Below are 13,221 nucleotides of genomic sequence, written 5' to 3' on the forward strand. Positions count from 1 at the left end.
CTTTTTATCCTTAGTCTGTCTAGGGAACTTTGCTTATTTTTCATGCATTTTTTTGAAATTGTGCTATAATAAAAAAGACTATGTAGATGTGGAGAATGATGTGAGTATCGAAGATTATAGGCCTACCTTTGCGGTTGAGGCTGTTTATGATTTGACCCCTGAGAGTTTGCGTCGTAATGGCATTAAGGCGGTTTTGGTTGATTTGGACAATACCTTGATTGCTTGGAATAATCCTGATGGCACGCCAGAATTGCGTGCTTGGTTAGATGAAATGACCACTGCTGATATTCCTGTAGTGGTGGTATCCAATAACAAACATGCCAGAGTCAAGCGAGCGGTTGAAAAATTTGGGGTAGATTTTGTTAGTCGTGCCATGAAGCCCTTTACCAAAGGCATTGACCAAGCGATTGAACGTTATGGTTTTCATCGTGAAGAAGTGGTCATGGTTGGCGATCAGTTGATGACTGACATCAGAGCCAGTCATCGGGCAGGTATTCGGTCAATTTTGGTTAAGCCCTTGGTCAATTCTGATGCTTGGAATACTAAATTTAACCGTGCTAGAGAACGTCGCATGTTGGCGAAGATTGAAACCAAATATGGCAAGTTAGATTATCAGAAGGATATTTAAGTGGAAAGTTTACATTGTATTGGTTGTGGTATTGCCATTCAAACTCAAGATAAGGATAAAGCAGGTTTTACGCCTCAAGCAGCCTTGGACAAGGGAATGGCGGTAGGTCAGATTTACTGTCAACGTTGCTTTCGCTTGCGACACTATAATGAAATCACAGATGTCAATATCTCAGATGATGATTTTTTGAGTCTGTTACATAGTGTTGGTGACAGTCAAGCCTTGGTAGTCAATGTGGTTGATATTTTTGACTTTAATGGATCGGTTATTCCAGGTTTGTCACGCTTTGTGGCAGGCAATGATATTTTACTGGTTGGCAATAAAAAAGACATTCTACCTAAGTCCGTTAAAGACAATAAAATCAATCAATGGTTAGTGGAACGAGCTCATGAAGAAGGTTTGCGTCCCTTAGACGTTGTTTTGACCAGTGCCCAAAATCAACAAGCCATTAAAGACTTGATTGATAAAATTGAGTATTATCGCAACGGACGAGATGTCTATGTGGTTGGTGTGACAAACGTTGGTAAATCAACTTTGATCAATGCCATTATCCAAGAGATTACAGGCAATAAAGATCTAATTACCACGTCACGCTTTCCGGGAACAACCTTGGATAAGATTGAGATTCCCCTAGACGACGGGTCTTATATTTTTGACACGCCAGGAATTATTCATCGTCATCAAATGGCCCACTACTTGACAGCTAAAAATCTCAAATATGTCAGTCCTAAAAAAGAAATCAAACCCAAGACCTATCAGCTAAATAGTGGTCAGACTCTCTTTTTATCTGGCTTGGCACGTTTTGACTATGTGTCAGGTGACAAACAAGGGTTTACAGGATTTTTTGATAATAATTTAAGTATTCACCGTACCAAGTTAGAGGGGGCAGATGACTTTTATGCCAAGCATAAGGGTGGCTTGCTCAATCCACCGAATCAAGAGGAAATCGCTAGTTTTCCAGACCTTGTGCCTCATGAATTTACTATCACTGAAAAAACGGATCTTGTTTTTTCAGGTCTAGGATGGATTCGAGTGGGTCATCCAGCCAAGGTAGTTGCTTGGGCACCTAAGGGTGTGGCAGTTGTGACGCGTAAAGCCATTATTTAAGTAAAGGAAAGAGAAAATGTTAACCAGTAAACAACGTGCTTTTTTGAAAAGTCAGGCTCATAGCTTAAAACCAATTATTCAGATTGGTAAAAATGGTTTAAATGATCAGATCAAAACGAGTGTCCGTCATGCGCTAGATGCTAGGGAATTGATTAAGGTGACACTGTTACAGAACACTGACGAGGATATTCATGAGGTCGCAGAGATTTTAGAAGAAGAAATTGGTGTGGATACAGTCCTAAAGATTGGTCGTATCTTAATCTTATATAAAGAATCGAGTCGCAAAGAAAATCGTAAATTATCTCCTAAGGTTAAAGCTATCTAGGAGTAAATTCAAGGAGGAACTATGGCAATTGAACTACTAACTCCTTTTACCAAGGTAGAATTAGAAGTTGAGCAAAAAGATCGTAATCGTCGCCAGATTGGTATTCTAGGTGGGAATTTTAATCCTGTACACAATGCTCATCTGGTAGTGGCGGATCAGGTTAGACAACAGTTAGGCCTAGATCAAGTTTTGTTAATGCCAGAATATTTGCCTCCCCATGTTGATAAAAAAGAAACCATTGATGAGAAGCATCGCTTAAAGATGCTTGATTTAGCCATTGAAGGAATAAAAGGCCTAGCCATTGAAACCTTGGAATTGGATCGTAAAGGCATCAGTTATACTTATGACAGTATGAAGCTGTTGACTGAACAAAATCCAGATGTTGATTATTATTTTATCATTGGAGCAGACATGGTAGAGTATCTGCCGAAATGGCATCGCATTGATGAATTGCTTCAATTGGTGCAGTTTGTCGGTGTTCAACGTCCCAAGTATAAGGCAGGGACTAGCTACCCAGTAATCTGGGTTGATGTGCCCTTGATGGATATTTCGTCTAGTATGGTTAGAGATTTTATCAAGAAACAGCGTCAACCTAATTTCCTCTTGCCACAATCGGTACTGTCTTATATTGAGAAAGAAGGGCTTTACCAATGACCTATGAGCGTTACATTTCAGGAGGGCGTGTCACTCTTTTGGAAAAAATGGCAGAGCAGCTTAGTTCTAAACGTTTCACCCATTGTCTAGGTGTAGAAAAGGCCAGCATTGAATTGGCAGAGCGATATGATGTTGACAAGGAGCAAGCAGGTTTGGCAGGTCTGTTGCATGATTATGCCAAGGAATTATCTGATCAAGAATTTCTAGATCTAATTGAACGCTATCAGTTGGATTCCCAACTTAAACAGTGGAACAATAATGTTTGGCACGGCCTAGTCGGTATTTATAAAATTCAAGAAGATTTAGGTTTGACGGACTCCAGTATTTTAAGAGCTATTGAGATTCACACCGTAGGTAGTGCAGATATGTCTGATTTGGATAAGGTCGTCTATGTGGCGGATTATATCGAATGTGGACGTGATTTTCCAGGTGTGGAAAAAGCACGAGAACTGGCCTATCAATCGCTTGACCAAGCCGTAGCCTATGAAACAGCGTCAACCATTAGCCATTTGATTCGACAAGGCCTAGCCGTTTATCCACAAACCTTGGCAACCTATAATGCCTATGTAAATTATTTGTAAAGAGAAAGATGATGACAGAAAAAGATTTATTAAAATTGATTGTAAAAGCCTGTGATGAAAAACGGGCAGAAGACCTAGTCATTATGGACTTGCGTCAGCTAACAACCATGACAGATTATTTTGTGATCGCCAGTAGCACTAATAGCCGTCAATTAGAAGCGATTTGTGACAATGTGCGTGACAAAATGAAGGAAGAAGAAATTGTTAGTCATGTTGAAGGTGACAGCAAGGCAGGTTGGGTCTTACTAGACTTAAACAGTGTAATTTTACACGTCTTCTCAGAAGATGAACGCTTGCACTACAATTTGGAAAAACTTTGGCATGAAGCACCCTTGCTTGATGTGGAAGAATTTTTAGCATAAGAAAAAGACCTTGTTCATCGAACAAGGTTTTCATAAAGGAGAAATCATGGCAACTTATGAAACCTTTGCATCAGTCTATGATGCCATTATGGATGATAGCCTCTATGACAAGTGGACTGATTTTAGTTTGCGTCATTTTCCAAAAGGGAAAAAGAAATTATTAGAATTAGCCTGTGGAACAGGAACCCAGTCAGTACGTTTTGCTCAAGCAGGTTACGAGGTGACAGGATTAGATCTTAGTCAAGACATGCTTGATTTAGCAAAAAAGCGTGCTCAATCAGCCAAACAGTCAGTGACCTTTATTCAAGGTAATATGCTAGATTTATCACAAGTTGGGCAGTTTGACCTCGTCACTTGTTATTCAGACTCAATTTGCTATATGGCAGATGAAGTTGAAGTTGGGGATGTTTTTGCACAAGTTTCAGCTTGTTTAGCAGATGATGGGGTCTTTATTTTTGATGTACATTCGACCTATCAGATGGAGCAAGTTTTTCCAGGTTACACCTACCATGAAAATCGTGAAGATTTTGCATTTGTTTGGGATACTTATGCGGACGAAGCACCGTATTCAGTGGTGCATGAGTTGACTTTTTTTGTTCAGGATGAAGATGGTCGTTTCACACGATTTGATGAAATCCATGAAGAGAGAACCTATGAAATCTTAACTTATGATATTTTGTTAGAGCAAGCCGGTTTTACAGATGTCAAGGTTTATGCGGATTTTGAAGATAAATCTCCTAATGAAAGCTCTGCTCGCTGGTTTTTTGTGGCTAAAAAATGACAGTGACAGGTATCATTGCAGAATTTAATCCCTTTCATCATGGTCATGCCTATCTGCTTAGTCAGGCACAAGGTCTAAAAGTTGTGGTCATGTCAGGTAATTTTATGCAGCGTGGCGAGCCTGCCATTATTGATAAATGGACAAGAACGCAAATGGCTTTGGCTCATGGCGCTGATATTGTCCTTGAGTTACCATTTTTGGTGGCTGTCCAGTCTGCCGATTATTTTGCCAAAGGAGCGATTGACATTTTGGAACAAGTTGGGATTGACCATTTGACGTTTGGTACAGAAGACGTGTTAGACTATAATCATTTAGCCAATCTTTATCAAGAAAAAAAGACAGAGATGGACTTGTTTATCAGCCAACTTCCCAAGTCTTTATCCTATCCTCAAAAGGCACAAGCCATGTGGTCAGCGTTTGCTCAGATTGATTTTTCTGGTAGTAGTCCGAATCATATTCTGGCTCTGGCTTATACCAAGGCAGTTGCTGGAAAAAAAATAAGATTGTGTCCAGTAAAACGACTAGGCGCAGGTTTTCATGATGAACATAAGGCTGATTTTATGGCGTCCGCGACCGCCATTCGTCAACATCAAGCTGATTTGGACTTTGTTAATCAAGCCATGCCAGATCCAGCCTTGTTTATCCAGTCAGCCAAGGTTAGTTGGGATAATTATTTTAATCTCTTACGTTATCAGATTTTAACGCAAGACGATCTAACCCAGATTTATCAAGTTAATGAAGAGTTGGCTAGTCGGTTGAAAAAGGGGGTTCGAAAGGCTAATAATTTTACAGAGTTATTGGAAAACCTGGCTACAAAACGTTACACCAAAGCTCGCTTACGTCGCATTTTAACTTATATTTTAGTTAATGCGAGAGAAGCGAACTTGCCAGATGGTCTTCGGCTGTTGGGATTTTCTCAGGCTGGTCGAGATTATCTATCTCAATTAAAAAAAGACATCAAACTTATTAGTCGCATTGGTCAAACCAAATGGGATCCACTGAGTCAACAAGCGGATCAGATTTACCAACTTGGTCACGCTGAGATTGTTGAACAAAACTGGGGACAAATCCCGATTTATTATTATTAGGAGGATGAATGTTGTCATGTTAGAAAGAAAAGATTGGTCTAGCTGGCAAAAAAGATTACTGATTGTAGTGATTTTGGCAAGTTTTTCTTTTCTTCTTTGTTTGCCTCAAGCCCTAACTAGAGAAGTGACGATGGGTGCAGATTCAATTTTTCATTATAATCGCTTTTATGAAGCGGCCATGCAGATTAAAAATCATAATTTTTCCTATTTTATTAGCTTGTATGGTTATCAGCAGTCTGGACGGATTGTTAATGCCTTATATGGTCCTTATTTTGCCTATTTTCAGGGGTTCTTGGTTTTACTAGGTCGAACATGGTTTGGTTATCACATTTTATCACGAACCTTACTAGGTTTTATTGCAGGCTCTTCTCTTTATCTCTTGATGAGGCGTTTGCAAGTTGCTAAACCTTATGCGCTGCTTTTATCTTTATTTTTCATGACCACCTATGCCATCCAATATTGGACCATTTTACAAGGTTTTTCAAGTTGGGGAGCAGCCTTTTTTCCTTTGGGGCTTTTGGGAGTTGTGGATCTTTTTAAACATCGTAAGGCCAACCTAGTCTTGATTGCCTCTTCTATGGGGTTAATGCTACAGATTCATGTGCTATCAACCCTTTTTTTGTCTGTGATTTATATGGGGGTTGGAACTTACATACTGCTAGTGACTAAGAATAAATGGCATTTTATCAAAACGGTTATCGGATCTGTTTTTCTCTTTTTAGTGATGACCGCTAATGTTTGGCTACCGCTTATTCAACTTAATTTAGCCAATGAGCTTATTCAACCCTATATCAATAAAAAAATGGTAGAACAGACCATTACTGGTTTAGATCGTGCAGTGCTAGTCTCTCCATGGAGTCTTTTAGTTCTGTTGGTTGCTCAAGTGATTCACTTTATTTGCTATTATAAGCGTTGGTCAAGTATCACTAAGGCTTTGATGTGGATTTACCTAAGTTTTCTCATCCTGTCGTCAGGTTTGTTCCCTTGGTTTTTACTAGCAGGACGTCAGATTGCCATTGTTGATTTGATTCAATTTCCCACTCGCTTTTTCTTTTATGCCATCCCCTTATTATTAGTGGTTGTTGGTTTACAATTAAGCCAAAGTCCACAAAAGTACTTCAAAACTTATCGGATGTTTTTACTGGCTTGTTTAGTTATTGGCTTATCTTATACTTGGAAAGCTAGTTGGGATAATGTCGTCAAGAATTATCGCAGCGATACTTTTCTTCAAACCAAGGTTCATACCACCTTATTTGGAGAGAGTGAGGCTATTCGTAGAGCCTATCATGATGAGAATTTGAAAAAATTATTAGAATTAGTTAATCGTTCAACGCCAGACTATTTACCCAAAATTAAGAAACCAATGACACCAAATGGTCTTCGTTATATTAAGGAAAGTCGCTATGATCTTTATGAGAAATTTATCATATTAGACAACCTGAGATTTGATAAGGCAGTAGAGGGAAAAAATCTGATAGTGACTTGGCAGACCAATAACCAACAGTCACTTAATTTACCTGTGGTTGTTTATCGAGATACGCAATTAACCCTAAATGGCAAAAAACTTGCTACTAAAGATTACCAACTTAATGTAATTGGGACGCCAACCGTTTTGTCTCAAAAAGGAACGAATCAACTCTTGCTCAGCTATCAAGAACCATGGTGGCTATGGGCAAGCTTAATATTATCCAGTAGCAGTTGCATTATGCTTATCCTGATGCAGTTTAAAAAAATAAGATTTACCAATTCCTAACAAAATGCTATAATATAGAAGATTGATAAATAAAAAGGAGAACATTTATGGGACGCAAATGGGCAAATATCGTTGCCAAAAAAACCGCTAAAGACGGTGCTAACTCAAAAGTTTATGCTAAATTTGGTGTTGAGATTTATGTTGCTGCTAAACAAGGCGATCCAGATCCAGAAACTAACTCAGCCCTAAAATTTGTCTTGGATCGAGCAAAACAAGCTCAAGTGCCAAAACACGTTATTGACAAAGCCATTGACAAAGCTAAGGGTAATACTGATGAAACCTTTGTAGAAGGTCGCTATGAAGGCTTTGGGCCAAATGGTTCAATGATTATCGTAGATACTTTAACCAGTAATGTCAACCGTACAGCAGCCAATGTGCGTACAGCTTACGGTAAAAACGGTGGTAACATGGGAGCAGCAGGTTCTGTTTCTTACATGTTTGATAAAAAAGGTGTTATTGTTTTTGTAGGTGACGACGCAGACAAGATTTTTGAATTGCTTTTAGAAGCAGATGTCGAAGTTGATGATGTGGAAGCTGAAGAAGGAACAGTTACTGTTTATACAGCACCAACTGACCTACATAAGGGCCTAGAAGCTCTTCGTCAAGCAGGCATTAACGAGTTTCAAGTCACTGAGCTAGAAATGATTCCACAATCAGAAGTGACCCTTGAAGGAGATGATTTGGCAACTTTTGAAAAACTTATTGACGCTCTTGAAAGCGATGATGACGTACAAAAGGTTTATCATAACGTGGCAGACATGTAAACAGAGAATTTTTCTCTGTTTTTTCTATTTATCTAACTTGATAGAAGTAAACTATCAAGACGATAAAAACCAAGTATTAGGAAAATCATTTGAATCATGATAGAATAAATTTATCAGATAAAAGGAGAATAAAAGCATGAAAAAATTATTAACACTAGGTCTTTTAGCAGCCTCTGCTCTTACCTTGGCAGCATGTGGTTCTAAAACAAGTGATAGTGCCTCAGAAACATCAGGTAAAGAAAAAATTACTCTTGCAACGGTTGGTACAACACGTCCGTTCTCTTATGAAGATGACAAGGGAAATTTGACAGGTTATGATATTGAAGTTGCAAAAGCTGTTTTTGAAGGCAGCGATAAGTATGAAGTGACCTATCAAAAAACAGAATGGTCATCAATTTTTACAGGTTTAGATAGCGATAAGTTCCAAATCGGAGCAAACAACATCAGCTACACTGCCGAGCGTGCCAATAAGTACCTGTACTCAAATCCAATCGCCTCAAATCCAAGTGTTTTAGTGGTACAAAAAGGTAGTGATATTAAAAGCTATGATGATATCGCAGGTCGTACAACCCAAGTCGTTCAAGGAACTACATCGGCTGCTCAGCTAGAAACCTACAACGAAGAAAACAAAGACAAGCCAGTTGAATTGAGTTATACAAACGAAAACATCACAACCATTCTTCGTAATGTGAATGAAGGTAAATTTGATTTCAAGATTTTTGATAAAATCGCAGTGAACTCAATTGTCAAGAGCCAAGGTTTGGACAATGTTGAAGTGATTGAATTGCCAAGCGATCAACAACCTTATGTGTATATGATTTTTGGTCAAGATCAAACAGACCTGCAAACCTTTGTCAATAAACGTATTAAAGAACTTTATGACAACGGCACACTTGAAAAAATCTCACAAGAATATCTAGAAGGTAGCTACCTACCAGCAAGTGCTGATGTGAAATAATTCATATAGCAATAAACGATCTCATTAGAGGTCGTTTTTTATCGCTTGACATATAGATAAAAACTATACATAAGACAAGTTTTTAACAGTTTGATTTTTATAACAGGCTATGGGATAATAAATTCATCAAAACAAAAGAGGTATTTATTGATGAAATTGAAAAAGATTTTAGGTATTGCCAGTTTGGCACTTGTATCAGGTTTTGTCTTGGCTGCTTGTGGTCAAAAATCAACTAGCTCAGATGACGCTAAAACAGTTACCGTTGGTGTGATGACAAAAACAGAATCTGATGATGCACGTTGGAGTAAAATTCAAGAACTTCTTAAAGCAGATGGTATCACTTTGGAGTATAAGGAATTTACAGACTACTCACAACCTAACAAGGCTTTGGCTAACGGTGAGGTTGATATCAATGCCTTCCAACATTACAACTTCTTAGATAATTGGAATGAAGAAAACAAGGGAGATTTGGTTGCGATTGCGGAAACTTATATCAGTCCAATTCATCTCTTCTCAGGAACTGACAGTTCAGGTAAGGCTAAATACACAGAACTTAGCCAACTACCAGACAATGCAACGATTGCTGTACCAAACGATGCCACTAACGAAAGCCGTGTCCTATACGTTCTTGAATCAGCAGGCTTGATTAAATTGAACGTTTCAGGTAAGGAATTTGCGACAGTAGCTAATATTACTGAAAACAAAAAGAACTTACAAATCAAGGAAGTTGACGCGTCACAAACGGCTCGTTCATTGACATCAGTTGATGCCGCCTTTGTAAACAATAGCTACGCTGTCCCAGCAGGTATTGACTACTCAACATCATTGCTTAAAGAAGAAGTAAACGATAACTCTAAACAATGGATCAACATCTTGGCTGGTCAAAAAGACTGGGAGTCTTCAGCTAAGGCAGATGCCATTAAGAAAATCATTGAAGTGTATCATACAGATGATGTGAAAAAAGTTATTGATGAAACTTCAGATGGTGTCGATGTTCCAGTTTGGTAGAATGATATGAGATTAAGGAGTGAGGAAAAGCTAGGTTGTTGCTAGTTTTCCTGCTCCTTTCTTTACGAATATAAGGAAAAGATAGATATGACAAGTGAAAAAGCTGATATTCAGGCCTTTTGGTCAGATCCAATTGTTCAAGATTATTTGATGGTTTTACGCGATTTGATTGCCAAAAAATCAATCTATGCTCAAGGTATTGGTCTTTTAGAAGTTGCCCACTTTTTAGCAGAAACTTTTCGTAAAGCAGGTGCTCAAGTGACACTCGATGATAGTTATACCGCTCCTTTTGTAATGGCCGAGTTTAAGAGTGAGCAAGCAGATGCCAAGACCATCATTTTCTACAACCATTATGACACTGTTCCAGCTGACGCTGACCAAATCTGGACGAGCGATCCGTTTACCATGACCATACGAGATGATATTATCTATGGACGGGGTGTTGATGATGACAAGGGGCATATCACAGCTCGCTTGACAGCTATGATGAAGGTTCTGCAAGAAGGACAAGGCCTGCCAGTTAATGTCATTTTTATCATGGAAGGGGCTGAAGAATCAGCTTCTGTTGACTTGGATAAGTATCTAGCTAAATATAGTGCCAAGTTGTCTAAGGCAGATTTATTGATTTGGGAACAGGGAAATCGTAATAATCTAGGACAGCTTGAAATCTATGGTGGTAACAAGGGGATTTTGACCTTTGATGCGCATGTTAAGAGTGCAGATTTGGATATTCATTCTAGCTATGGTGGTGTTGTGGAATCAAGTATTTGGTACTTGATTCAGGCACTTAATAGTTTACGAGAAGCAGATGGTTCCTTGTTAATTGAAGGCTTGACAGATGAGTTACTTGAACCAAATGAGCGAGAAATGGCTCTTATTCAGAAACATGCCCAACTAAGTCCAGAAAAATTACAGGCTATCTATGGCTTGGAGTTACCTATTTTGGTTGAAGAGCGTGAAGTCTTCTTGAAACGTTTTTATTTTGAACCGTCGATTGCTATTGAAGGCTTGTGGTCGGGCTATCAAGGAAGTGGTGTCAAGACGATTTTGCCAGGTCAAGCCCATGCAAAATTGGAGATTCGTCTAGTTCCTAATCTCAGTCCGCAGGATGTCTTTGACAAGGTCAAAAAACAATTGGTTAAAAATGGCTTTTCTCAAGTGGAATTGACCTATACTTTGGGCGAAAAGAGCTATCGCAGTGATATGAGTCATGCTGCCATTATCAGAGTAATAGAACTGGCTAAGGCTCACTATGAAGAAGGTGTGGCTATCTTGCCGACTTCAGCAGGTACAGGTCCTATGCACACGGTTTTTGATGCCTTAGGCGTGCCGATTGCTGCTTTTGGAATGGGAAATCCCAACAGTCGAGACCATGCTGGAGATGAAAATGTAACGGTAGCAGATTACTACCGTCATGTAAAACTAATAGAGGAGTTAATTAGAAGTTATGGCAAATGAAATTATTAACTTAGAACATATTGATATTACCTTTCATCAGAAGAAACGAGTGATTGAAGCCGTCAAAGATGTCAGTATCACAATTAACCAAGGGGATATTTATGGTATTGTTGGTTATTCTGGTGCTGGGAAATCAACCTTGGTTCGTGTCATCAACCTGTTGCAAAAACCGACCAAGGGTCGTGTGGTCATTGATAGTGATGTGATTTTTGATAATGACAAACCTGTTTTGACGGCGACCCAGTTGCGAGAGAAACGTCGTGATATTGGCATGATTTTCCAACACTTTAACCTAATGTCACAAAAAACTGCTCGAGAAAATGTTGCTTTTGCTCTGAAACATTCTGACTTGAGTAAGGAAGAAAAAGATAAAAAAGTGACAGAACTCTTGGGTCTGGTTGGCTTGGCAGATCGTGCTGACAATTACCCCTCACAACTATCTGGTGGACAAAAACAACGTGTCGCCATCGCTCGTGCCCTTGCTAATGATCCTAAGATTTTGATTTCAGATGAATCAACCAGTGCCTTGGATCCAAAAACCACCAAGCAAATTTTGAGTCTTTTACAAAATCTGAATGAAAAATTAGGTTTGACCATTGTCATGATTACCCATGAAATGCAGATAGTTAAAGACATTTGTAATCGTGTTGCGGTTATGCAAAATGGTGTGCTGATTGAAGAAGGCAGTGTTCTTGACATCTTCTCTAACCCACAACAAGTCTTAACTCAGGAATTTATCCAAACGGCTACTGGCTTAGATGAAGCCCTTCTCAAGATTGAAAAGCAAGATATTGTAGCTAATCTAGCGGATGATTCGATTTTAGTTGAGTTAAAATATGCGGGAACGTCAACCGATGAGCCGATTCTTAATCAGATTTATAAAGAATTTGATGTCAGTGCCAATATCCTTTATGGCAATATTGAAATTCTAGACCATGTGCCGGTTGGTGAATTGGTCGTTATCCTATCTGGTCAAACGGACAATTTGGCTAGTGCATTAACTGCCCTAGAAAAAGCTGGGGTATCTGTTGTTGTATTGAAAAGAGGTGCCTAGATGAGTGAATTGATTCAAACCTATTTGCCTAACGTCTATGCGTTGGGGTGGTCTGGTGATGCAGGTTGGGGAACCGCCCTGTTTAACACCCTTTATATGACCTTAATTCCTTTTGTTATCGGTGGCATTTTGGGCTTGGTTGCCGGTTTATTATTGGTAATGACTAAACCAGGTGGTGTGATCGAAAATAAATTAGTTTTTTGGGTTTTGGATAAGGTGACATCGGTCTTTCGTGCCATTCCCTTTATTCTCTTGTTAGCTATTATGTTCCCTGTTGCCCTCCTTTTAGTTGGTACAATGCTTGGACCTGATGCGGCCAATGTGTCGCTTTCTGTGGCAGTATTTCCTTTTTTTGCTCGTCAAGTACAGGTGGTTCTGTCTGAGTTGGACAAGGGAATTATTGAAGCAGCTCAAGCGTCTGGTGCGACCACATGGGATATTGTGGGCGTATATTTGACGGAAGGTTTGCCAGATTTGATTCGTGTGTCAACGGTGACCTTGATTTCCTTGGTTGGTGAAACAGCCATGGCAGGCGCAATCGGAGCAGGTGGTCTAGGTAACGTGGCCATTTCCTACGGTTATAATCGTTATAATAATGATGTGACTTGGGTGGCAACTCTGATGATTTTGATTTTGATTTTTGCCATTCAGTTCCTAGGGGATTTCTTAACCAAAAAGGTCAGTCATAAATAGTTTTTAG

The 13,221-nt window shown here is 39.2% G+C and carries 15 protein-coding genes; all 15 read left to right on the forward strand.

Features of this window, described 5'->3' with window-relative positions; translation table 11 throughout:
- The first annotated feature begins 100 nt into the window (after positions 1-100).
- The 15 genes from FRX51_RS02640 (at position 101) to FRX51_RS02710 (ending at position 13,214) form a co-directional block, all read left to right on the forward strand.
- Positions 101-628: a YqeG family HAD IIIA-type phosphatase gene (locus FRX51_RS02640; RefSeq protein ID WP_146495612.1), complete on the forward strand. Its 528-nt coding sequence runs from the start codon at positions 101-103 to the stop codon at positions 626-628.
- Positions 629-1,735, forward strand: a complete 1,107-nt coding sequence (gene yqeH / locus FRX51_RS02645) for a ribosome biogenesis GTPase YqeH (RefSeq protein WP_146495614.1) — start codon at positions 629-631, stop codon at positions 1,733-1,735.
- Positions 1,736-1,751: 16 nt separating this feature from the next.
- Positions 1,752-2,060 (forward strand): ribosome assembly RNA-binding protein YhbY, encoded by a 309-nt coding sequence (gene yhbY, locus FRX51_RS02650; protein WP_146460885.1) that lies wholly within the window; start codon positions 1,752-1,754, stop codon positions 2,058-2,060.
- Between the two features lie 21 nt (positions 2,061-2,081).
- Positions 2,082-2,714 carry a nicotinate-nucleotide adenylyltransferase gene (locus tag FRX51_RS02655; protein WP_146495616.1) on the forward strand — a complete coding sequence of 211 codons (633 nt, stop codon included), beginning with the start codon at positions 2,082-2,084 and terminating at the stop codon, positions 2,712-2,714.
- The gene (gene yqeK, locus FRX51_RS02660) at positions 2,711-3,295 is read left to right on the forward strand and encodes a bis(5'-nucleosyl)-tetraphosphatase (symmetrical) YqeK (RefSeq protein WP_146495618.1); all 585 of its coding nucleotides are present in this window, start codon (positions 2,711-2,713) and stop codon (positions 3,293-3,295) included. The genes FRX51_RS02655 and yqeK overlap by 4 nt, the downstream gene beginning before the upstream one ends.
- Before the next feature lie 11 nt (positions 3,296-3,306).
- On the forward strand, positions 3,307-3,657 hold the full coding sequence (gene rsfS, locus FRX51_RS02665) for a ribosome silencing factor (protein ID WP_146460891.1): 351 nt from the start codon (positions 3,307-3,309) through the stop codon (positions 3,655-3,657).
- Positions 3,658-3,703: 46 nt separating this feature from the next.
- On the forward strand, positions 3,704-4,438 hold the full coding sequence (locus tag FRX51_RS02670; RefSeq protein WP_146495620.1) for a class I SAM-dependent methyltransferase: 735 nt from the start codon (positions 3,704-3,706) through the stop codon (positions 4,436-4,438).
- Entirely contained in the window at positions 4,435-5,526 is a 1,092-nt protein-coding gene (locus FRX51_RS02675; protein WP_146495622.1) for a nucleotidyltransferase, read from the forward strand. Before FRX51_RS02670 ends, FRX51_RS02675 begins: the two co-directional genes overlap by 4 nt.
- A gap of 16 nt (positions 5,527-5,542) precedes the next feature.
- Entirely contained in the window at positions 5,543-7,279 is a 1,737-nt protein-coding gene (locus tag FRX51_RS02680) for a hypothetical protein (RefSeq protein ID WP_146495624.1), read from the forward strand.
- 47 nt (positions 7,280-7,326) lie between these two features.
- Positions 7,327-8,043 carry a YebC/PmpR family DNA-binding transcriptional regulator gene (locus FRX51_RS02685; RefSeq protein WP_146495626.1) on the forward strand — a complete coding sequence of 239 codons (717 nt, stop codon included), beginning with the start codon at positions 7,327-7,329 and terminating at the stop codon, positions 8,041-8,043.
- A gap of 136 nt (positions 8,044-8,179) precedes the next feature.
- Positions 8,180-9,001, forward strand: coding sequence for an amino acid ABC transporter substrate-binding protein (locus FRX51_RS02690; protein ID WP_146460901.1), 822 nt, complete (start codon positions 8,180-8,182; stop codon positions 8,999-9,001).
- A 150-nt stretch (positions 9,002-9,151) separates the two neighbouring features.
- Positions 9,152-10,009, forward strand: a complete 858-nt coding sequence (locus FRX51_RS02695; RefSeq protein WP_146495628.1) for a MetQ/NlpA family ABC transporter substrate-binding protein — start codon at positions 9,152-9,154, stop codon at positions 10,007-10,009.
- A gap of 87 nt (positions 10,010-10,096) precedes the next feature.
- A complete protein-coding gene (locus FRX51_RS02700; RefSeq protein WP_398587242.1) occupies positions 10,097-11,467 on the forward strand; it encodes a M20/M25/M40 family metallo-hydrolase in 1,371 nt (456 codons plus the stop codon).
- Complete coding sequence (locus FRX51_RS02705; RefSeq protein WP_146460910.1) at positions 11,457-12,521, forward strand: methionine ABC transporter ATP-binding protein; 1,065 nt, start codon at positions 11,457-11,459, stop codon at positions 12,519-12,521. Before FRX51_RS02700 ends, FRX51_RS02705 begins: the two co-directional genes overlap by 11 nt.
- On the forward strand, positions 12,522-13,214 hold the full coding sequence (locus FRX51_RS02710) for a methionine ABC transporter permease (protein ID WP_146495632.1): 693 nt from the start codon (positions 12,522-12,524) through the stop codon (positions 13,212-13,214).
- Positions 13,215-13,221: the final 7 nt, after the last annotated feature.

It is taken from the genome of Streptococcus sp. sy010, from assembly GCF_007859175.1.
In the GTDB taxonomy this organism is placed as follows: domain Bacteria; phylum Bacillota; class Bacilli; order Lactobacillales; family Streptococcaceae; genus Streptococcus.